This window comes from Pseudoflavonifractor sp. BSD2780061688st1 E11 (assembly GCF_005844125.1).
Lineage (GTDB): Bacteria > Bacillota > Clostridia > Lachnospirales > Lachnospiraceae > Sellimonas > Sellimonas catena.
This window is the reverse complement of sequence record NZ_SPHM01000011.1, coordinates 58,832-80,312: the sequence shown is the minus strand read 5'-3', so window position 1 is coordinate 80,312 and position 21,481 is coordinate 58,832. Positions and strand designations below refer to the sequence as shown.

25 protein-coding genes are annotated in these 21,481 nt (G+C 44.3%); 7 read left to right on the top strand and 18 right to left on the bottom strand.

Going from position 1 to position 21,481, the window contains the following annotated elements; translation table 11 throughout:
• Positions 1-11 precede the first annotated feature (11 nt).
• From FGQ85_RS07040 to udp, 3 genes are read right to left on the bottom strand one after another with little or no spacing between them, the layout of a single operon-like run.
• Positions 12-1,202 carry a phosphopentomutase gene (locus FGQ85_RS07040; RefSeq protein WP_138373042.1) on the bottom strand — a complete coding sequence of 397 codons (1,191 nt, stop codon included), beginning with the start codon at positions 1,200-1,202 and terminating at the stop codon, positions 12-14.
• 7 nt (positions 1,203-1,209) lie between these two features.
• Positions 1,210-1,635 (bottom strand): cytidine deaminase, encoded by a 426-nt coding sequence (locus FGQ85_RS07035; protein ID WP_138373041.1) that lies wholly within the window; start codon positions 1,633-1,635, stop codon positions 1,210-1,212.
• A gap of 14 nt (positions 1,636-1,649) precedes the next feature.
• Positions 1,650-2,435: a uridine phosphorylase gene (gene udp / locus FGQ85_RS07030; protein WP_138373053.1), complete on the bottom strand. Its 786-nt coding sequence runs from the start codon at positions 2,433-2,435 to the stop codon at positions 1,650-1,652.
• 289 nt (positions 2,436-2,724) lie between these two features.
• Between udp and vanR the strand changes: the two genes are divergently transcribed.
• From vanR to FGQ85_RS07015, 3 genes are all read left to right on the top strand, one after another.
• Complete coding sequence (gene vanR / locus FGQ85_RS07025; protein ID WP_118636720.1) at positions 2,725-3,438, top strand: VanR-ABDEGLN family response regulator transcription factor; 714 nt, start codon at positions 2,725-2,727, stop codon at positions 3,436-3,438.
• On the top strand, positions 3,431-4,540 hold the full coding sequence (locus FGQ85_RS19150) for a HAMP domain-containing sensor histidine kinase (RefSeq protein WP_087166851.1): 1,110 nt from the start codon (positions 3,431-3,433) through the stop codon (positions 4,538-4,540). Before vanR ends, FGQ85_RS19150 begins: the two co-directional genes overlap by 8 nt.
• A 160-nt stretch (positions 4,541-4,700) precedes the next feature.
• Positions 4,701-5,540 carry a C39 family peptidase gene (locus FGQ85_RS07015; protein ID WP_138373040.1) on the top strand — a complete coding sequence of 280 codons (840 nt, stop codon included), beginning with the start codon at positions 4,701-4,703 and terminating at the stop codon, positions 5,538-5,540.
• Between the two features lie 101 nt (positions 5,541-5,641).
• Here the strand turns inward: FGQ85_RS07015 and FGQ85_RS07010 are convergent, their stop codons facing one another.
• The 15 genes from FGQ85_RS07010 to FGQ85_RS06940 all read right to left on the bottom strand — a co-directional run bounded on the left by FGQ85_RS07010 (position 5,642) and on the right by FGQ85_RS06940 (position 19,214).
• Positions 5,642-6,571: a carbohydrate kinase family protein gene (locus tag FGQ85_RS07010; RefSeq protein ID WP_171027906.1), complete on the bottom strand. Its 930-nt coding sequence runs from the start codon at positions 6,569-6,571 to the stop codon at positions 5,642-5,644.
• Between the two features lie 55 nt (positions 6,572-6,626).
• Positions 6,627-7,037: a HEPN domain-containing protein gene (locus tag FGQ85_RS07005; protein ID WP_138373038.1), complete on the bottom strand. Its 411-nt coding sequence runs from the start codon at positions 7,035-7,037 to the stop codon at positions 6,627-6,629.
• Positions 7,030-7,365 (bottom strand): nucleotidyltransferase domain-containing protein, encoded by a 336-nt coding sequence (locus tag FGQ85_RS07000; protein ID WP_138373037.1) that lies wholly within the window; start codon positions 7,363-7,365, stop codon positions 7,030-7,032. The genes FGQ85_RS07005 and FGQ85_RS07000 overlap by 8 nt, the downstream gene beginning before the upstream one ends.
• Before the next feature lie 172 nt (positions 7,366-7,537).
• Positions 7,538-7,795 (bottom strand): sporulation transcriptional regulator SpoIIID, encoded by a 258-nt coding sequence (spoIIID, locus tag FGQ85_RS06995; protein ID WP_087166847.1) that lies wholly within the window; start codon positions 7,793-7,795, stop codon positions 7,538-7,540.
• Positions 7,796-7,955: 160 nt separating this feature from the next.
• The gene (locus FGQ85_RS06990) at positions 7,956-8,972 is read right to left on the bottom strand and encodes a hypothetical protein (protein WP_138373036.1); all 1,017 of its coding nucleotides are present in this window, start codon (positions 8,970-8,972) and stop codon (positions 7,956-7,958) included.
• A gap of 88 nt (positions 8,973-9,060) precedes the next feature.
• Positions 9,061-9,546 carry an RNA 2',3'-cyclic phosphodiesterase gene (gene thpR / locus FGQ85_RS06985; RefSeq protein ID WP_138373035.1) on the bottom strand — a complete coding sequence of 162 codons (486 nt, stop codon included), beginning with the start codon at positions 9,544-9,546 and terminating at the stop codon, positions 9,061-9,063.
• Positions 9,547-9,580: 34 nt separating this feature from the next.
• Positions 9,581-10,090 carry a YkgJ family cysteine cluster protein gene (locus FGQ85_RS06980; protein WP_138373034.1) on the bottom strand — a complete coding sequence of 170 codons (510 nt, stop codon included), beginning with the start codon at positions 10,088-10,090 and terminating at the stop codon, positions 9,581-9,583.
• A gap of 24 nt (positions 10,091-10,114) precedes the next feature.
• Positions 10,115-11,296: a plasmid pRiA4b ORF-3 family protein gene (locus FGQ85_RS06975; RefSeq protein ID WP_138373033.1), complete on the bottom strand. Its 1,182-nt coding sequence runs from the start codon at positions 11,294-11,296 to the stop codon at positions 10,115-10,117.
• A gap of 649 nt (positions 11,297-11,945) precedes the next feature.
• A complete protein-coding gene (locus FGQ85_RS18320; RefSeq protein WP_171027905.1) occupies positions 11,946-12,821 on the bottom strand; it encodes a DUF6591 domain-containing protein in 876 nt (291 codons plus the stop codon).
• A 180-nt stretch (positions 12,822-13,001) separates the two neighbouring features.
• Positions 13,002-13,334 (bottom strand): MerR family transcriptional regulator, encoded by a 333-nt coding sequence (locus FGQ85_RS06965; protein ID WP_138373032.1) that lies wholly within the window; start codon positions 13,332-13,334, stop codon positions 13,002-13,004.
• Between the two features lie 240 nt (positions 13,335-13,574).
• Positions 13,575-14,453, bottom strand: coding sequence for a hypothetical protein (locus FGQ85_RS06960; protein WP_243128499.1), 879 nt, complete (start codon positions 14,451-14,453; stop codon positions 13,575-13,577).
• Between the two features lie 114 nt (positions 14,454-14,567).
• Positions 14,568-15,281: a metallophosphoesterase gene (locus tag FGQ85_RS06955; protein ID WP_138373031.1), complete on the bottom strand. Its 714-nt coding sequence runs from the start codon at positions 15,279-15,281 to the stop codon at positions 14,568-14,570.
• 283 nt (positions 15,282-15,564) lie between these two features.
• A complete protein-coding gene (locus FGQ85_RS06950) occupies positions 15,565-17,439 on the bottom strand; it encodes an SEC-C metal-binding domain-containing protein (RefSeq protein WP_138373030.1) in 1,875 nt (624 codons plus the stop codon).
• A 9-nt stretch (positions 17,440-17,448) separates the two neighbouring features.
• Positions 17,449-18,471, bottom strand: a complete 1,023-nt coding sequence (locus FGQ85_RS06945) for a hypothetical protein (protein ID WP_138373029.1) — start codon at positions 18,469-18,471, stop codon at positions 17,449-17,451.
• A gap of 68 nt (positions 18,472-18,539) precedes the next feature.
• Entirely contained in the window at positions 18,540-19,214 is a 675-nt protein-coding gene (locus FGQ85_RS06940) for a metallophosphoesterase (protein ID WP_138373028.1), read from the bottom strand.
• Positions 19,215-19,291: 77 nt separating this feature from the next.
• On the opposite strand from FGQ85_RS06940, the gene FGQ85_RS06935 reads away from it, so the two are divergent.
• From FGQ85_RS06935 to FGQ85_RS06920, 4 genes are all read left to right on the top strand, one after another.
• Positions 19,292-19,633 carry a hypothetical protein gene (locus FGQ85_RS06935; RefSeq protein ID WP_138373027.1) on the top strand — a complete coding sequence of 114 codons (342 nt, stop codon included), beginning with the start codon at positions 19,292-19,294 and terminating at the stop codon, positions 19,631-19,633.
• A 101-nt stretch (positions 19,634-19,734) separates the two neighbouring features.
• Positions 19,735-20,559, top strand: coding sequence for a helix-turn-helix domain-containing protein (locus tag FGQ85_RS06930; protein WP_118636751.1), 825 nt, complete (start codon positions 19,735-19,737; stop codon positions 20,557-20,559).
• A 182-nt stretch (positions 20,560-20,741) separates the two neighbouring features.
• The gene (locus tag FGQ85_RS06925) at positions 20,742-21,131 is read left to right on the top strand and encodes a YbaN family protein (protein ID WP_087166832.1); all 390 of its coding nucleotides are present in this window, start codon (positions 20,742-20,744) and stop codon (positions 21,129-21,131) included.
• Entirely contained in the window at positions 21,128-21,481 is a 354-nt protein-coding gene (locus FGQ85_RS06920; RefSeq protein WP_118636753.1) for a nitrous oxide-stimulated promoter family protein, read from the top strand. Before FGQ85_RS06925 ends, FGQ85_RS06920 begins: the two co-directional genes overlap by 4 nt.

The window sequence follows — 21,481 nt, the reverse complement described above, 5'->3', positions numbered from 1 at the left end:
TAGAATGGTGTTTATTTTAAACAGGAAAGCAGGGAAGTTCCGATTGTCTCCTCCGGCATGGACAGCCCGAAATTGTCCAGGATCGTCGCGCCGATCACCGCAAAGGTATCCTGTTCCGGCAGCATTCCGTTTCCTTCCATGGATCTGGAATACGCAAGGAACGGTACTTTCTCCCGAGTGTGGTCGGTTCCTGTGTAAGTCGGGTCATTTCCATGGTCCGCCGTGATGATTAAAAGATCGTCCTCTCTTAGCTTTTCCAGTAAAACCGCTAATTTTTCATCAAACATCTCCAGCTCTTTCGCATATCCTTCCGGATCTCTTCTGTGTCCCCATTTTGCGTCGAAATCTACCAGATTGACAAAGCAGAGTCCGTGGAAATCTTTGTCTGCAAGCTCGATGGTCTGCTCCATTCCGTGGACGGAGGATTTGGATTTGTATGCTTCCGTGATGCCTTCTCCGTCGAAAATGTCCTTGATCTTTCCAACGGAAATCACATCGAAACCATTGTCCTGAAGTACATTCAGCGCCGTCTTTACCGGAGGCTTCAGCGCATAGTCATGACGGTTGCTCGTCCGTTCAAACTCGCCCCGTTTCTTTCCGACATACGGTCTTGCAATGACTCTTCCGACTCTCCACTCTTCTTTCATCGTCAGTTCTCTTGCAATTTCGCAGCAGCGGTACAGTTCCTGTAAATCAAAGGTCTCTTCATTTCCACAGATCTGAAGCACCGAGTCCGCTGAAGTATACACAATCATATGTCCGGTTGCGATTTCTTCTTCTCCAAGTTCCTCTATAATCTCCGTTCCACTGGCACTCTTGTTTCCAATCACTTTATGTCCGGTCCGTTTTTCCAGTTCGTCGATCAGTTCCTTCGGAAATCCGTGTTCTGTAAATGTCTTGAACGGCTTTTTCGTCTCCACTCCCATGATCTCCCAGTGTCCGGTCATCGTATCCTTTCCGTTACTTCTTTCCCGGAGTGCTGCCTGGTATCCAAGTGGATTTTCTACTGCCGGCACCTGGCGAAGCTGTGTCAGATTTGCTATTCCAAGCTTTTGCAGCGCCGGAATCCGGAAGGTCTCCACTGATTCGGAAATGTGTCCGAGCGTGTTGACTCCTACATCTCCAAACTTTTCCCCGTCCGGCATGACGCCGATTCCCAGAGAATCGATCACAATTACAAATACCCGTTTTGCCTGTTTCATATTCCTCCTACCTTTCTTCCAGATTGCCCGGTCCAAATCCCTGAGGCATCAGATCTTTCAGTTTATAAATCCGATAATCATCTTTTCCCTTTGCCAGGATAATCTGAAATTCGTCCGGATGACAGAATTCCATCATGACCTGCCTGCACACTCCGCAAGGTGGTGTATAATCCAAAAGTTCTCCGTCCGGTCCGCCTACAATACAGATTGCTTCAAATTCCCGGATCCCTTCGCTGACTGCTTTGAAAACGGCTGTCCGCTCGGCACAGTTCGTCGGCGTGTACGCAGCATTCTCTATATTGCATCCTGTGTAGATCTGTCCGTTTTTTGCAAGCAGAGCCGCCCCGACTTTGAAATGGGAATACGGTGTGTAGGAGAAGGCAAGTTGAGCAATGGCTGTTTCAATCAGTTCCTGAATCTGTGTTTCACTCATCTGTGCACCCTCCTTTATTTTCCTGCCTTTTTGTCCGCTTCAATCAGTTTCCGGATTGCTCCCACTGCTACCCGGACTGCCATATCGGTATCATGGACTACCGGATTTTCCAGTCCTTCCTTTTCCCGTTCCTGGTTTGCCACAACGAGGAAGCAGGATCCTGCCCGCACTCTTAAGTGGCTTGCTACAACAAAGAGGGCCGCCGATTCCATCTCGGAAGCCAGGCATCCAAGCCGCTTCCATGCTTCCCATTTATTCAGAAGCTCATAGCTGACCGGCATCCGCTCCGGAGAGTGTTGTCCATAGAAGGAATCTTTACACTGAACGATGCCGACATGGTACGGCGCTCCCATTTCCCTTGCTGATTCCATCAGTGCGTTGGTAAGATGGATGTCCGCCACAGCCGGAAACTCGATCGGTGCGTATTCCCGTGTCGTCCCTTCCATACGGATCGCTCCGTTTGCGATTACCACGTCCCCGCTCTTTACATCCAGCTGCATTCCTCCGCATGTTCCGATCCGGATAAAGGTATCCGCCCCGGACATTACCAGCTCTTCCATGGCGATCGATGCGGACGGACCGCCGATTCCTGTAGAGGTCACGCTTACCTTCACACCGTCCAGATATCCGGTATAAGTCACATATTCTCTGTTGTCTGCCATCAAAACCGGATCGTCAAAATATTTTGCGATCTTTGCACACCGTTTTGGATCCCCCGGAAGAATCACATAACGTCCGACATCTCCTTTTCCTACCTGAATGTGATATTGTTTATTCGGGTTTTCTGAATAATTCATAATCATACCTCGCTTTCCCTTACCTGTAATATGGACATCCGTTCTCATTTTTACACAAAAAAATACCGGCTTGTCCTCATTTCGTTCGTCTTTACTTGCATCTTAACCGGAATTTAACATATAAAAAAGGACTCGAGTCCCTTTTTGTTCATTTACGTAACTTTTCACAATTTCGTACCATGGTTTTTGTCTACTTTTTCTATATTCCTCACCTCTTTTTCTCTCTCTTCTTGACAGTTTTCTATTTCTGTGCAAGGATTTTATCAGTATAAAAAACAGGAGATGGAATGTTATGAAAAGGAAAATACTGATTGTGGACGACGAACAGGCCATTGCCGATCTGGTGGAAGTCTATCTTTCCAATGAGGGGATGGAAGTCCTGAAATGTTACAATGGAAAAGATGCGCTTGACTGTATCCGGAAGGAAGAACTGTCTCTTGCGATTCTGGATGTCATGCTTCCCGACATTGACGGCTACAAACTCTGTCAGGAGATCCGGAAGGAGCATTTTTATCCTGTCATCATGCTGACCGCAAGAACAGAGGATACTGACAAGATTCTCGGTCTCACCATTGGAGCCGATGATTATATTACAAAACCGTTCAATCCTCTGGAACTGGTGGCAAGGGTCAAGACCCAACTCCGCCGCTTTGAGCGCTACAATCCAAAAGCCGCGCCGGCGGATTCTTCTTTGGATGCAGCCGTCGATTCCTGTATCGACATCCGGGGATTAAGCATTGATAAGGATTCTCACAAATGTTCCTTAAACGGCAGCCCGCTGTCTCTGACACCGATCGAATTTTCCATCCTATGGTATCTGTGCGAAAACAAAGGTCGTGTCGTTTCCTCTGAGGAACTCTTCGAGCAGGTCTGGGGGGAAAAATTTCTTGATAATAACAATACGGTCATGGCTCACATCGGCCGGCTCCGTGAGAAGATGAAAGACTCCGGCCGGAAGCCGAAATACATTAAAACTGTATGGGGAGTGGGGTATCAAATTGAATAAACAGACAACGAATCAACTTTCCGAACAGCTCCGCCGCAGACTTTTATACCGCTTTATTTTTTCCTGCCTGCTCTATGCAGGAATCGGCGGGTTTCTGTTCCTTCTTATATACTGGTATTATCACACGAGAATATGGTACGGGTATGAGACTTTTTATATCGTGATATCCACATTGGAGCGTTTCCATGAACTCTTTATGATTTTATATCTGCTCATCGGCGCTCTTATTTTCGGATACCGTTATCTCTCTAAATCCTGTGCCTATCTGGATGAGCTTCTGACAGCCTCCGACAGCCTCTGGAAAAATCAGGAGGAACCTGTCGTTATGTCCGATGACCTGCGGGAAGCCGCCCTTCATATGAATGAGGTACGGCTTGATATCATCGAAAGCAGGAAGGCCGCCAACGAGGCTGAACAGCGAAAAAACGACCTGGTCGTCTATCTGGCTCATGACCTGAAGACGCCGCTCACCTCCGTGATCGGATATCTGACGCTTCTTCATGATGAAAGGGAAATTTCCCCTGCACTTCAGGAGAAATATCTGGGCGTTGCTCTTGAAAAGGCGGAGCGGCTGGAGGACCTGATCAATGAGTTCTTCGACATTACCCGGTTTAATCTGACCCATCTGACGCTGGATCTGAGCCGGATCAATCTGACACGGATGCTGGAGCAGACCCTTTATGAGTTTGCCCCGATGTTTGCCGAAAAGAACCTGGAATATTCTTTCCACGCTCCACAGAATCTGGAGTTCCTCTGTGATCCTGACAAACTGCAGCGTGTCTTTGACAATCTGCTGCGAAATGCGGTCAACTACAGTTTTTCGGACACGGTCATTGATGTCCGGCTTTCTGTCGACATGGGCGTTCTGACTTTCACCGTGGAAAACGAGGGCCGCACCATTCCGCCGGAAAAACTGGAGCGGATTTTTGAACAGTTCTTCCGTCTGGACTCTTCCAGAGGCTCCGGAAGCGGCGGAGCAGGCCTTGGTCTTGCCATTGCAAAAGAGATTGTAGAACTGCACGGCGGCCAGATTTTTGCCGAAAGTCACGACAACCGTGTGATCTTCCGGGTTGATCTTCCATATTCGTCAGGAAATCGTTAGAATTTCGTGGGATAAAATACAGATTTCCGTCTATGAATCTGAGAAAATCAAATCGACCATTCTGATATAGTAAAAGCGTGCCTGGGAAACCGCTTCCGGTTTTCCGACACGCTTTTTCCATGTGAACTTTGGGTACTTTACCAGAAAGGAATGATCTCTCATGAATACAAGAACAAGAAAACCAATCCGTTATCGCAGGAAACGCCGGAGGCACCTGCTTCACTTTGTCCTTCCCATGCTCTGCATGATTCTGGCTCTTTGTGCCTGCGCCTCCTATATACTGAACCGTTCTGCCGGCGCAGACTCCGGACTGGTGTCCGGGATCCTTTCCCTCCTTGGCGGCTCCGCCGAGAAAGAAATCAGCCGGTATGCTTCCGCCAACGGCTATGACATCAGCGACTATCCGCAGTCACTGATCGATCTGTATGACCGGAATAAAGAAACCAAAGACTTTGTCTTTGAATATCCGGCGAAAAAGGATGAAACGCCTTCCATTGATCTGAGCACGCTGAATACTTCTTCTGTCCCGCTTCTCATGCAGTGGGATCAACGCTGGGGATATAAGCAGTACGCCGGAGATCTCTTCGGTTTAAGCGGCTGCGGTCCGACCTGCCTTTCCATGGTGGCCATCTACCTCACCGGAAATACGAATATGAATCCTGCCTGGATGGCGGATTTTGCCTCCTCCCACGGCTATGCCTCCGACGGAAGCGGCTCCTACTGGACCCTCTTCTCCGAGGGCGGAGCATCCCTTGGATTTGATGTCACAGAGATCCCGCTGGATGAGCAACGGATCATCGATAACCTGGAAGTAGGAAATCCGATTGTCGCTGTCGTAGGCCCTGGAGACTTCACAACGACCGGACATTTCATCGTTCTGACCGGGTATCAAAACGGACAGATCAAGGTCAATGATCCAAACAGCCAGAAAAATTCCAAAAAGCTGTGGGATTACGATCAGATCAGCGGACAGATCAAAGATCTGTGGGTGTTCCGGTAAATAACAAAGAGTTCCGTTTGCGGAACTCTCGCGCCGAGCGCGGTCGCTTTAGCGACAAATTTCTGCTTTGCGCGAGTGCGCATCTCGCGGAGCGTTACTTTCTATCTCATTCTTCTCTTCACATCTTCCAGCGAATGAATTCCTCCCGCTGCCCCGTAGGCTTCCACGGTACAGGAAGCTGCCGCGCAGGCAAACCTTGCACACTCGTCAATCTGCCATCCGTTCGCAATTCCCCAAAGGAAGCCTGCCGCAAACGAATCGCCCGCTCCGGTCGTATCCAGACATACCTTCACAGGAACCGCCGGGATTGCCCGAGCTCCCTGCCTGTCCGCCAAAACACATCCGTCGGCCCCGCATTTGACAACCGCTGTCTTTACTCCGCATGATACCAGACGCTTTGCGTTTTCAAAAGGATCCCGCTCGCCCGTCAATAAAGCGATTTCTTCTTCATTTGGGAAGATACAGTCCATATAAGGAAGGAGCTCTTCAATATCCTCCAGCGTTTCTCCATTTTTTGCCTTTGTCATATCCACCGCCAAAAATCGATCTTTCTCCTTGATTCTGGCAAATAACTGTTTCATTTTTTCGATGTTCAGCAACGGAGAAACGAACATTCCAGCAAAACTTACAATCGGAGCCGCATCATCGAGACAGCCGTTGATATCTTCAAATGCCAGCTTTCTCAAGCTGCCATGCGGATTCGTCAGGAAATGCCGCTCCCCTTTTTCATTGATCAGAACGATGTTGATACCTGTTGCCAGGTCTTTCTGTATTTTCACACTCTCCACAGAAAGCCGGTTCTCTTCCATAAAATTCAGTACCCGCTTTCCGGCTTCGTCTTCACCAACCTTTGTGATCAGCTGCACCTTTTTTCCCAGTCTGCTGAGAATCACTGCCTCATTCAGCGCATCCCCTCCAAAAGACATCTGAATCGTGTCCATCGGACAGGAGCCGGTGGAAAATACTGCTTCATTTACCGGTGCAGCAAGAATATCAATAATCGCAGCACCTATAATAGAGATATCATACACCTTGCATTTCTCCTTTTCCGTAACACGTCCTCTGATATTTCAAATAATTTCCGTATTAAAAACTTACATTATGGTCTTCCAAATATTCTTTTATTAATGGAAGCATATACTCTACTGACTCCAGCTGTGCTTTTGCTTCATCTGCAGATGCAATGAAAAAATCATTATAATCACTTTCTTCTCTTTTCATTTTCAATCTTGCCAGACGTCTCCCCATTTCTCCCGGGAACTTTCCGGTTGCAACAAATTCTTTATTAAAATACGCTACAACATCTTTATGACGTTTAAAATCTATGCTTTCCAACGCAAGAACAGCACGCACTCCGTAAAACACCGCATAATAAGATCGGTTAATGCAGTCTCTGTAAAAACCATTATCAAAGCACATCTTCGCATTTCTGTAAGTTTCCTCCGCGAGGGAAAATCTGTATTTTGATAATTCTATGTCCTTACCTATATCATGCACTAAGTTTTACCCCCTCATCTCTAACATTGCGATAATAAGGCAGATTGTCTACCCAATAATTAAAATGATCTGTATTGGTTATCACTGGAGAAATATCAACTCCATATTTCATCATATACTCAAAAGCAAGATCACTAATCTGGTCAGATATCTTCTTTATCCGATCTTCCTCCAACGAAACCAACAGCATAACATCAATATCCGAAACTTCCGAATAATCACCTCTTGCATATGATCCATATACAATAACACTGTCAAGCGACTTACCCAGTATCTTCCTTGCATGCTTAGCAAAATCCTGCATAATATCCAAAACATGAACAGGCATACAATCTCACCTCTTTCTTAAACTAAAATAGTATATTTTCGCTTGTCATCTTTCTTATATTATACCCTATACCCTAAAATTTGTATACCGGACATATCATGTGTTGTACACCCTCCATATATAAAAGAGCCAATGCCTTTGACCCTATTTAGTCAAAAACATCAGCTCCCTTTTAATACATATGCTTTCCTTTATATTTTTCGCGCGTTGCCATGCCTCCCCGGATATGGCGCTCGGATTTGTTCAGATCCAGTACCTTTCTTGCTTCACCGGCAAGTTGGGGATTGATCTGCCGCAGACGCTCGGTAACATCTTTATGTATGGTACTTTTACTCACTCCGAACTCTTTTGCCGTCTGCCTCACTGTTGCATTATGATCAATGATGTAATGCGCGATCTCTACCGCCCTCTCCTCGATATATTCCTTCATAGATTTCCTCTACACTCACTATTTTTACAATGTATGCAGAGAAAATGGGGGTTATTCGGGAAATGCGCAAATCAGCTTCGCTGTGTTAATTCGGTCTACAATCGAGGCCATCCATGTTATGTTGATTTTTCAAATAAATCGAAGATTCTTTACTAAAATCTCAAAAATCAATTTCATATTCAAGATATCTTCTGGACTCATTTTGCACCTCACTTACAACGGTTGTATTTCCGGCACATTTCATTCCTTTTAGAACTGCATCAATTTTTATCGCTTCACTTTCTTTTAATCCGGAAGAATTGCTCAGTTTTAGCAAGAATTTCTGATGCAGCAGCGGTGCTTTCTCATCCATTCTCATCGTAACCAGCATTTTTATACTCGGATCATTATGAAGATATTTTAACTGTGGATTTATTGGCTCATGACCTGGAAATTTTGTTTCTGCTGCAACTTCGACTGTCGAAAATGTTTTATCTGTAGAATTATGATCCATCTGTCCCGATGAGGCCATCTTCACATTCACTTCCGTATTCGTTTTCTTCTCGGAAAGTGATCTCTTCTCCTCTTTATATGTGATTTTAAAATGTTTTGCCCCGAGATCCTGTGCAATTTTCTCTAATTCACCGATACGCACAAGCTTTAAGTGACTGAAATAATCATTCAGCGCAATATAGCTGTTTCTGTCACTTGGATCGATGTAATAAAATTCATTGTCGCAATCCGGAAAAAAGTGAAGCCCAAATGCATCGATCGAATCTCGAAAAATATTTACAATACGCAGTCCTTTCTGCTCGGAAATAAATCCTATTGATCCCTTACAAACATCACTTTCTGCATGCTTTTTATCTCTCTCTGTCACACGTACAAATTTAGACATAAAGAAATCTTCCTCATTCAACGATTCCGTAAAAATAGGCCGCAACGCCTTTAATTCTAGTATACGCGCTTTCTCGTCTGCAGTTTTTCTTACCGTCTGCATCCCCTTTTTTACTGTACTTCCGACACTTCCTGCAATTTCGGAAACATCTGTAAAGTCAAGCTTTCCATCATTGTTCCTGTCAGCCATATTGATCGCTATATCTTTCGATTTTCCTAATAAATCTTTTGTATTTTTTCCTACACCAGAAACAATTTTACCGATTTTGTTTTTCTTCTCCTTCTTTTCTTCAGACTGCATTCTCTCATCCTTCCCCTTTCTCTCAAGTCTTTTATAAAATAAAGCATCAAATATCTTGTTCTCTAAAAGCTATCATTCACAAACGCTCCTATATCTCCCGATATACCATCTTCCCATTCTTTCTCTCCGACTTCATAAGCGATACTCGCTCCACGTTCATCTCCGCTTTTCGCAAATGCACCTGATATGGCTTCTTCGAGACGAACCTTCGGATCAGAGTGATGTGCGGGATAAACTTGTCGTGCGCATAAGGAATTCCTGCTTCTTTCAAGGCTGCCCGTAAATTCTTCACATACGCGTGCAAATCCTGATTTTCCTGAATCCCTGCCCAGAGAAGATCCCCAAACTTTCCTTTCTCGGAAAGTTTCAGACGAAGCCGGGGCAGCGGAATACTGTTTATAACATTCTTTACACGCTCCGGCTCATCATATTCTCCAATAAATGTCAAGGTCAGATGCAGGTTCTGAGCCGGTACATAATTGCCAGTCACTTCCTGTTTTTTCAAATCATTCATGCAGGCTGTCAGAGCCCTTTTCATGTCCTCTGATAATTGAATCGCTATAAACAGTCTCATATACTATTCCACTCTTCCCTTTTCCTGCAAACTTCTACCTCTGATACTTCCACCCATATTCTTTTTTCAGTCTTTCGAAAATCTCAAATGCCACCGGGCAAACTTCAATCACGTCTAACACGCTGAGCAAACTGTAAAGCCGTCCCGGCTGATCTGTATAGGGAAAAGTTTTGCAACTCTGCGGTTTACAACTCCCTAATCTGCAGTCCCCATTCTGATCCAGAAAATCACAAGGTACATGTTTTGTTTCATATCCATCTTCCGTTTCACTTTTCTCCAGATATTTTTCTATGAGTTCTTCCTTTGTAAGCCCAAGTACTCCTGCGTCCTGCTCCAGGTCTTCTTCCGGTATACTGCCACGATACATCTTACAGCAATTTCTGCACCTGCTACAGTCATAATTTCTGAATAACTCCTGATGCAATTTTTGAAATTGCTCATCCAATTTGTCTTCCTCCGCATTGCATTTCAAATAAGTACGAAATGCAAAGTTTTCATTTCTTCTTTTTCCTGCTTCAAAACGTATTTTTCTCGGTGCAATCATTGTTCATTCTCCTCTTTTATCCTGTTATCTAAAACCTATGTAACCATAATACCGGTTCAACTGCCGATTAATCTCCTCAATTGTCCGTTGGTCTGCTCTTGTATTTTCCGACCATTGAACCATGAACTCATACTCTGGATTTTCCGGATCAGATACGATTCTCATATATTCTTCAAAACCGCCTTCTCCACCTACATCTTCCGGAGGCCGTTCACCTTTTTGTTCCAACAGATACGGAATACGATTATGGCTGTTCCTTTCTACTTTTTCCAGAATAATCTCGTGTTCCCAGTTATCACCAAAATCATAGGTATAAATACACCTATCTGTTTCTTCAAAAATCTCTCTCAAGCTTGTCTTCGTATCATATTTTACTTCATACCGATCCCGCTCCAAAAACTGTTCCACTTCAGGATCTTCCCCATCCACAATCCTGATCTTCTTTGGATATGCATACAGCGGTGTCCCTTCTTCTGCTTTGTAATTCTGATCCACTACAGAAAATTCATGTAAGTGATAACCAAACCATCCAAAAGTGTATTGAATCGCCATATGTAGTTCTTCAAATGTACACCGGGCCGGAATCAGAATTCTCCGCCATATATCATAATGTTCCAGCATCAGTCTGATTTTCAGTTGATAGTTTTCTATCTCAAGAATCTGTTCCCAATCCTGCTCGGGAATATTTCTCATGCGGCAAAATGCACGAAACAATTTGTGCGCCGGGCATTCATACTGCCCTTCGAATTTTACCATATATCTTCCCAGATTCAGACTGGCTCTGCTTTGTACCACCGCATCTTCATCCAGCAGTTCTGCATAATACTGAACAATTTGACAAGTCTGATTTAGATTTGCCAGCAGTCTTCTATCCTTCGTTTTTAAAAACTTTACATCTCCGCAATTCCGGAAATACTCCTCCACCATCTCCTGTGGAACACCTTCTCCCAAAAATGCAGTACGAATTCCTTCTTTGATTCTTGATTCAAAATGTGCAATATCCTTTGCTTTCGGACGATATATGATAATTGTATATCTGGTCAAATTATTCATGCATACAATAACTTTCCTACGGTTAATTGTAATATAATTTACATGCCAGGAGTAAAAACCATCTGCCCCATCATCACATTCATCTGCCGAAACCATCCCGATTTTTTCAGAATCCAGTTTATCTAGCATCTTTTTTGTACATTGAATATACATTTCTTTCCACCACCTTATCCCTTCTTCATCTTATGCTCCATACAAATCAGCTGAAGCCCCATTATTCGTCCTCCCCACCTGAACCAAATACACCTATAAAGTCAATGGAATCTACATTAAATGGAGAACCTTCGATCATTCCATTTCGATATAGCCTGGATGGCGAATAATTTCCATTTGTTTTCCATGAATAAATCTGGTGGTTCTCAGACAAAAAGTCTATCGATTTTTTCCGCTGTTTCCAGCAAATTAGTTGCTTTTTTGCTGGATAAACATTCGTGAGTGACTGCATATTTTCCAGAGGCATCTTTTGTAAGTGTCACGCTATATCGAAAAAGCAGGGGCTCTCTTTCAATCTTACCATATATTCAGCCTCTATAAATAGCCGTCTCTCCTAATTTCCCTTTATCGCCCCATTTCATTGAATATTTTTGACACAAATACCAGTTTTACTCATTATATCATGTTTTGCATCAACCATTTTCAAACCTTCATTGAATATTTCTCTAAAAATTTGCTTCCAGAATTTATCATCTGTCTCTCCCCGCTAAGAATTATAACAAGATAATATTTATAAAATAACTTAATTAATCAGGGCGATGATAACTTCGCATCACCGCCCCGATTTCATAGATTCACTTATTTTAGACTATTCGCTTTCTGTTTTGGGTGCACTGATAGTGCCACTCATCGAATGATCCCTTTCATCGTAATATAAATGGACATTATAACCTTCTGCATTATCAGCAGTATAGGATCCTTCATAGTTATTCGACTTATCTGTATATCCAAGTTCTTTACATTCGTCGACATACGCATTAAATTGCTCTAACGTCAAGCCGTATGCATCAAACATAAAGCTCGTTTCATCATCTATGCTGCTTTTTACCACTTTCACATCCGGTTTCGGAATTTTGCTGCCAAGATCTGTTTGTGACCATTGATATGCTATCTCTGTTTTTTCTTCGGTAGAATATTTTTTTGAACCGTAATCATAATATACCGTAAAAATTTTATCCTCCTCCAAGTACTTAATGGTAGCAATATCAGGCTCAACCAAGTTATAGTGGTTTATATCTTTCAGATAAAAAGAACCGCCGTAATAATAACAATTTACATTTGAAATGGATTCGCCTGGTTTCACAACCCTGTCTGTTTCTGCGTGCATTGAAATCGATCTGCTTTTGAGATCATCCATATCTTCATCGCTTAGTTCAAACTTCTTTTGAATATCTGAATAGAAGTCTGATTTTTCTTCTTCGGTGATACCAGCCTTTTCATTAAATATAATTTCAAAGTTCGTTATTGTACATTGCGTATCGTTCGTGTAGCTAAGAAGGACATAGCGCTCACCTCCAACGATACCTTCATCAACATTCCAGGCAATATCCTTTATATTAATCTTCTCCTTTATGGCTCTGCTGCCGGGATTATTGGCTGTTTCGCCGCTGCCACATCCGGCAAGGCATCCTGTCATGCTAAGTATAACAGCAAAAATGGTAAACATCTTTACTTTCTCCTTCATATTCCAAACCTCCTAAATGTATTTGTGAATCGTCATCAAATTCTACGGTTTCGTAATCCGGATTTCCATGATTATCCTTGTACCCGCCGTCAGATAACACATTAAATTTTTCCTTTTCCCTCCTTATCATTTCAGATTTCAACACCACGGGAAGTGGATCTGCTGTCAAAACTGCTTTGTTTACGAAAGTGTTGCAATCAATTCTTTTACTTTATCGATCAGATCATCTATCCGCTCTTTTTCTTCCTCCATTTTTACAATCCGTTCTTCCAGAATCTTTTTCAGTACCGGATTCGGAGCATCAATGATTTCCTTGATCTCCTTAATTTTCAGTCCCAAATCCTGGTACAGTTTAATGCGTTTGATCCGTTCCTGTGAATCTGTATCATATAAAAGATATCCGTATGTATTCTTGCCTGACGCGGAAACCAGTCCTGCTTTTTCGTATCCCTGAACAGCGCGTCTTGAGACATTTGCACTTTCACACACTTCCCTCAATGTCATTTCTTTCATCGTTCCACCTCTCCTTTATAGCTTAAAATTGCACGTTGCGTGCCGTCAACATTTCTTTTCACATGGCAAATCGACAGCAAAACACTTCCTCAAAACAGGACGTGTTTTTTTCGCGAATGCATTTTCCGCAAGGTGGCGATTAGGACCAAACCACCATACTGCCTACGGTGAGGCAACTTTTCCAAAAAAATGGACGTATTGATTTCACTCAACACGTCCGTTTGCTTTTTCTTATTCTATTTATTCTCTTCCATCTGTCTCTTCTGAAACACTGGCTTTATCCTGCAGTTTTGCAGCCACCTTTTTCTGTCCCGGGACTTTTGACGCGATCCGTTTTGGCATATCTTTTGGCACATTGATCTGGATTCCGAACAGTATCTTTATGAACCAGAGCATAAAGACAAGTACCAGAATCGGAATCAGGCAGGATGTTACCAGCATGACAGCGATCGTCTCAATAAACTGATTCAGGAGCTGTTCTCCCTTGTCCAGCAGTCCGGTTACTCCGGCTTTGATCTTTGACAGCGCTTTCTCGATGATATTGCCTTCGGAATCCGTGTTCTCATTGATTTCATCTGTGAGATCCTCCGCCCCTTTCACTGTTTCTTCCATAGATATCTCGTATGTGTCTTCTATAATCGAAGAGACCTTCATGCTAAATGGAATTACAAGAAAGATCACGGCAGCAAACAGTGCGATTTTTGCTGCCAGCATTTTCAGTACCGCCTTATTTGCACAGATTCCGGCAGCAAGCAATACGCATGCAATCGGAATCAAAATGGTAAATGCGGCATAGCCGGTCAGAGTGACCAGATATTTTTCCAGAAAGACCACCATCAAAATAATCAGGAAATACGATGTCAGATCCGCAAGCTTATTTGCCACCGGTGTTGTCGCATCACCAGGAATGGCGGCGAGAGCTGTGGATGCCGCTGCAGATGTAGCTGTGAGTTTCAGAACATCTTCCTTCTTTTCATCCAATGATTCGATCGTCTTCTTATGATTTTCCGGATCACTTGCCACTTTTGAACCAACTGTCATAGACAGAATCATGACTACGAGCAGCACAATGACTGCCGTTACTTTTTTCACATTCATCTTTTTCATAAGATTTGTCACTTTTTCTCTCTCCTTTATCCTTTGTTTTCCCTCTCATCTGGCACATTCAGGGCCTTTGACCATTTAACACGGTTTTGTCCTGTCTGATATACTAGTCCTGCACGCTGCGTGCAGTCAATATTTTACTCCCTGAAATTCCCATGTCTTTGTATCGATAATCGGAAATTCCCGGGATCCGATCGGGCTTCCGTCCCGGTATGTGGAAAAGACATCACACGATATCACATTTCCTCTTCTGTAGATCGCTTCTACCGGAGTGTGCCCAACCACCTGAAGCACCTGATCCTCCCCGTACATTTTCCAGCTGGAATACTGCGGTCTGTACCAGATAGGAGAGATATCATTCCACATCAGATCGTGGTGAAAACCATTGATCGTACGCACCACTTGGTCCACGTCATCATACTTTTCCGCTTCTACTGTTCCCTTTACAAATTCGTCCCGGACGCCGCCATGGCAGAACAGCACCTGGTCAATCTTCTGAATATACCGGATCTCGTTTCCTTCCGGAAGTGCGTGTCTTAGCTCCATCAGCTTTTCTCTTACTGTCCAGGCAGCCGCTACACTGTATCCGCTTTCCCGTTCGTTCCACATGTAACACAGATCGTGATTTCCATAGGCCCAGAGTGTGTCCGGATACTTCTTTGCAAATGCGATTGCGGCATCATACGTTTCTACATATCGTTCAATATGATGTTCCTGTCCCCAGTCGTCCGGAATATCCATCAGGCAGACCGCCTGGTCGGCAGCACCGCTCTCCAGAATGGATGACGCCTGAGTAAACAAATATGATTTCAGGTGAACATCTGGTATCACTAATACTTTCATGACAATCCCCTTTTCTGAGTTATTTTCTGACACAATCCCAAAGCATTTTCCCTAAAAGTAGATTATATAATAGCCTTCTGACTTATTCCATTCTTTTTGCTAAATTTGTGTAGAATGTCTACACCTGTCTGGTTTCCGGTGTCTTATTCTTATAAGAAAGAAGAACATAGCATGACCCTGAGAAAAATGCTGATGTTTCCAGCCGCATTTGTCATCAAATAAAGCAGAAAAGGCGTATTGACTTCGGTGTGCCACCTGTACAATACGCCTCTATTTCTCTTTTTTATCCCTTCTTATTTTTCCCGCAGCATTTTTTATATTTCTTTCCGCTTCCACACGGACAAGGATCATTTGGATAAATCTTTTTCATACCTTTCACAACTTGTCCCTCGATTCCATCCGGCATAAAAACAGTTTTCACTTCATCTGCTCCGGAATCCAGATCGACTGTAAATCCCATCTTCTGAAGTTCATCAGATGCGTGCTTAAGCTGCTCCGCTGCCAAACTGCTCATTGGAACAAGGGTCGGCTTCTTCCCTTCGGGAAGTACCGGCATTTTCTTTATCATCTCATTCGGAGTCCATCCTCTGTTTTGAATCATCCTTGTGTTATTATTCAAATCCATCAGCAATATTATGAAATCCCTGACCGTAGTTTCATCTGGAAATATGATGCCTTCTTCCTCAAAAATCTCTACCACATCAGACGGCATCTTTCCCAAAGACAGCCTGCTGTATAGTTCGCACATCAGCTCCTCTACAAATTCATTTTCAATCTTCATTCGTTTTCCAAGAAACTCTTTTACTTTCCTGCAACAGGCATCCCTGGATGGATATCCATGTTCTGTATAATCCAGAATCTCTTCCTGTTCCGGAATATAATATTCCAGGTCTTCCTGGCTTTCTTTAATCTTGTTATAAAGCCCCTGCGGTAGAACTTCTTTGTAAATGACCCACTCTCCACGGATGACACAAGGATTCAAATAGTCTGGAATCAATGTAAAGATCTCCCGGAATTCCTCTTCACCGATGCATTCGCCCAGACATTTCACCAGCATTTCCTTTATAACGGAAATAGGCGCCAGGACGTAGAGGAAAATTACCATTGTAAGACACCGTATCATCCAGAAAGCTGTCTTCCTCTTTTTCCGGAATTTCGGTGTATTGACCTTTTTGTATACTTTCTTTACCTCATCCGGAACTGCGGCGAAATTGTCATTATAAATTCCCACATAGGCCAGATTATAAAATCCTTCCAGTAATTCCAGATCTTTTCTGACCGGGTAATATCCCGTTGTTTTCAGTACGCTTTCAAACGCAGCAATTTCCTCATCACTGAACATCAGCATCTGCCGTTCCATCACAGACGGCTTCGAAAGTTCTTCCTTGATTTTGCCGACCAGAATATCCTTTTTTAAAGAATGATATCCTTTTAATTCCAGGTCTTCTGCCAGATTTTTAAGTTCTTCTTTCGTCCAGGAGGACAGAATCGCTGTCATCTCAGGATTTCTTGCATATCTGTCCAGCGTATTCCTGTTTTCTGCAAGATGCTTCTGCAAAAGATCCGCAAACTCCCTCAGCTTTGTCTCTGTGGACTTCTCATTGCGTTCCGCACGGCTCACAGGTTTTTCTGCTCCCCTGAGGCCGAAACTGCCCGTTTTCATTTCCTGTTTCAGCTCGCCAAATGTGCGGTAATCCGGATCTCCATATGTCACCTGAAACTGTCCGCGAAGCTCCTGATTCGCTTTCTCCACGTCCATCCAACTCCCGCTGTCCGGACTTTCTTTTTGTTTCAGAATACGTGGATATGGTTCCTCGTCCGTAACGCATTTTTCAATCGTAACACGATATTCCTTTTCTTTTCCTGTCCGGAATGTAAACCACGCTTCCTGCCCCATGAGATCATCAACATAAGTATCAGAAGAACACCAGTAATCAAAATTATATCTTCTGACTGCATTTTCTCCCTCTCTCCACTCTCTTAACTGAATTCCGGCCTGATAAAATTCAAATTCATACTGTTCTGAAACTTTTGTCTCCGCTATTATCTCCAGAATCACTGCAAGTTGCGAGAATGTAATACCTGACGGTACGAGACACCTTCTCCATACCGGCGGTTTTGTATTCTTTTCTACCACTTTTATCTGGTACTTTTTCATTTATTTCTCCTACATCCGGTTTTCAATCTTCTTCATCAGTTCCTCAAGCACTTCCGTTCTTCCTAATTCCGTCTCAATCCCCAGCTCCTGGCAGATCTGTTCCAGCGCCTTGATGATCCACGGATTTCCGGAAGTGATCTTTCTCATTCTTCCCTGCTGTTTCAGATGACTTAAGAGGAAATTGGATACCACAGACAGCTCTGTCTCCTCCGGTTTGAGGAAATACCGGGTTATGATTTTTCCGGTCTTTTCGTCCGCCGCAACAAACAGAAATGGATTTCTCGGTCTTCCCGCCTCTTCGTCGCTTTCTGCGATATGAGTATAGTAAAAATCAATCTGAACATTCTGCTCTTTTTCCGGAGTATTTTTCAGTTCTTCTTTTAATTCTTCTTTCTGAATCTGCATTCCCATGTATGGCCGGGTCTGTTTCGAAATCTTTGCCGGGAACATATTCCAGAGTCCGGTCTCGACATTGAAAATCCGGCAGAGCCGTTCATTTTCTTCCCACTTCATTGGAAGCTTCTTTTCTTCCAGCGCCCGGATGCACATGAACAGGTTTCGGATGGCTTCTGTCATCATAAGCACCTCGTCCTGATCCGGTGAAAACGGAATGTATCTGGAACGGTAAGAGATAAAATTCGGCCACATCTCTTCTTTTGCCATCGGAAGATTCAGTGCTTTTGAAATCTCCTGCTGTGAATACATCATGTCTGACTTCTTTCCATATCTGCAGATCAAAGTGCGGCGGTCCGACATGGCATAATCTTCGGAAAGATATTCTTCCAGTCCGGTTCCCAGTTCCGCAATCATGGTCAGATCCTGCCAGCCTTTGAATCCCGGATAAATCTGGATCTCTTTTTCCTCTCCCTGTCCGTTTCCAAGGACACGGAGAAAGACCGGTTCTTTCTCCTCTTTTAACTGAATAACGACATACTGATCCTTTGTCAGGTACTTCCATGGTTTCAATTCTTCTATCCGGCAGGCTGTTTCGTACAGTTCCCACCACATCTTTAAAGCTGCTTCTTTGCGCATCGTTTTTTCCTCCGTCTGCTGCTTTCTGTACTTTCTGATCGCTTGATTTTCGTTGTCTTCCTCATTTACTATACCATTCTTTTTTCCGGCGCGCCATCCCCTTGTGCGGTTTCCTCGCTGCCTCCCTGTTTTGCCCGCCTGTTTCTGTTATGTTCTATCCATTCGTCCAGAGAGAGCGGTTCGTAGTCGGAATACATGCAGAAGCAGTTCAGCATGTTGCACGGAATCGTCTCCTCCTCTTTTGTGTACATATTGACCCTTTTTGTCTCCCCGGTTTCCCGGACAAATCGGGATACCAGTACTTCATCAAAGCTGTCATGGACATGTCCGTACATCATGTAGGTGCGTGCGTTTCCTTCCTGGTCTTTCCTGTACTGTCCGTGATAGCAGAAGACCGGATAATGGCAGAGAATGACTTTCCTTTTGTTGTCTTTCATCTCCGCATAAGGCCGGATCCATACGAAACGTTCCCGTTCGAAATCGGAATCCTTCAGATAATAATCGTGATTCCCTTCGATCAGATACAGCCTTCCGTGAAGTCTCCGCAGAATCTCATTAGTCCGTTCTCCTTTTTCCATGGAGAAATCTCCCAGAATGACAACTTCGTCCTTCGGACGTACTTTCTTATTCCATTTCCGGATCATATATTCGTTCATCTCTTCCACATCCGCAAAACCTCCCTTGTCCATCTTTTCATTCAGTCCCCGATGAAAGAAGTGGCAGTCCGCAATGTAATACCTCATCGTATCGCCTCTTTTCCTTGCACTCTTCTGTTGTTCATATTACAATAAAGTCACCTATTTTTAAAGGAGGTTTTTCCATGGCTGACAAAGAAAATTCATTTGATACGACGGACTGGGAGCTGTCCGAAGAATATTACAAGGAAAACGAGGAGAAGAAGGAGCTGAAACTGGAAGATTTCATGCTCCCTGAGGACGAAATTCCATCCACCGGTTCAGATGAGACTCAGGATCCGGCGCTTGCCAAAACCATTTCTGATGTTCAACAGGTCCTTTCCGTTTATGGAGAGGGAAAATCTGTAGAAGAGATCGCACTTGCACTGTCTTTGGAGGCAGACTATGTCCACACGATTTTATACTGTGCTCAGGGCTTCTCTGAGGATGATCCGATTGCTGTGGCCCGGCTTGTAATGATGTCATAGTCCACAGTATGTTGCTTTCGGGCAAAAAAAGAATTGACATCCGGTCGTTTCAATGCTACTGTTTTGGTTAGATATTGCTAACCAAAATGAGGTGAAACGGCATGACCAGAGATCTGGCAGAAGAGAAAATCAAATATCTGCTCTTTTTATATGAAAGGAAAGACCAGCCTTTATCCGTAACTGCGGCTGCAAAAGCCTGCGGTGTTGCCAAATCCACGTTCAGCCGGACATTGGGTGCCTTTTTTGAGATGGGCTACGTGGCGGAACCTGGGAAAACAATGTTATCCCCTGACGGCGAAAAGGCAGCCCGTGCTCTCCGGCAGGAAGTTGACCAGATGAAAGAATGGTTACAGTCGGAGATTTTTCTGCAGGGTGACCTGTTAGAAGAGGAAGCCAGACGGACTGTCTGTGCGCTTTCGACGGACACCCGAAAAAAACTGTATTCCCGGCACCGTCTTTCCATTTTCTTTGCTTCCCTGAAATCTGTTACTGAAATTCCGGGAGACCGGCTCTGCTTCCAGCTTCCGGACGGAGAGTACGAATTTGCCTTCTCCATCTACAAGGTTGGGAAAGAGGAAGCACAGCTTTCCATGGCGGATCAGGGCTTTTTCCATCCCGGGCTGCTCCGGATTCAGGAGGGAAAGGGCGAAGTCTTTTTGAAAATCCGGGAGGTGGAACAGGATTCCCGTGTCCGCGGCATGCGGATGCGCGGGCAGGTGGACAGTCTCTCCTGTTTCATCCACGGCGATTCCCGGCCATGCGGACGACGGGAAGATGCATTTGTCTTTCCGATCCAGCCTCTGGATTTCTTTTATCGGGAGGAGGAGCGGATTCTGCAGGCCAGTGTGGAAATGGAGTTTACCTGCTCTGTCGGGCCGGTGCATATGCCAAAAAGCCGCGCCAGAATGATCATGATTTTTAAATAAACAGCTCTTTGTTCCAGGGGCGGAACAATCAGGACCCGCAGAAAACAGACTGTTTTCCGGGTCCTTTTCCAAAATGTTCCGTCCCCGGAACATTTTTTTTGCTTGAAATCCTCTTGCCTCCTATGCTAGGATAGGTCCGCAAGTTAGTTGAGACTATCCATTAAGTAAATCAGGAGGTATTTATGAAACGAAATCCTTTTCGCTTTTTGTGGCTGATCGCAGCCTTTTTGTCACTCGCTCTCGGCGCTGTGGGCGTCGTACTTCCGGTACTGCCGACCACACCGTTTCTTCTGGTAGCCTCTTTTTGTTTTGCAAAAGGCTCTGAACGGTTCCACCGCTGGTTTATGGGAACACGTCTGTACCAGAATCATCTGGACAGTTTTGTAAAGGAACGGGCCATGACGTTGAAGACGAAGCTCTGTATTCTGCTTCCGGCTTCTGCCATGCTTCTGATCGCTATGTACATGATGTCAAATCTGCCGGGCAGACTTTTCATCGTTTTCCTGATCCTCTTTAAATACACCTACTTTTTTACAAAAATCCGTACTATCCCGCAGGGTGAGCAGTCATGAGGAAGAATCTCAGCACGGCAGACAAAAGAGAGCGTGAAAAGCAGGTCGTCGATCTGATGATCGCTCTCTACTGCCGTAAAAAGCATCATACAGCAAAGGAACAGCTCTGCCCGGAATGTCTGGAGCTTCGTTCCTACTCGCACCTTCGCTCGGACCATTGTCCGTTCATGGAATCAAAAACCTTTTGCAGCAACTGCCGCGTGCATTGCTACCGCCCGGAAATGCGGGAACGGATCCGGGAAGTCATGCGGTTTTCCGGTCCAAGGATGCTGCTGCACCATCCCGTTATGGCAGTGGATCACATGATCTGCTCGATGAAAGAAAAGAAAAAACTAAAAGGAGAACAATGA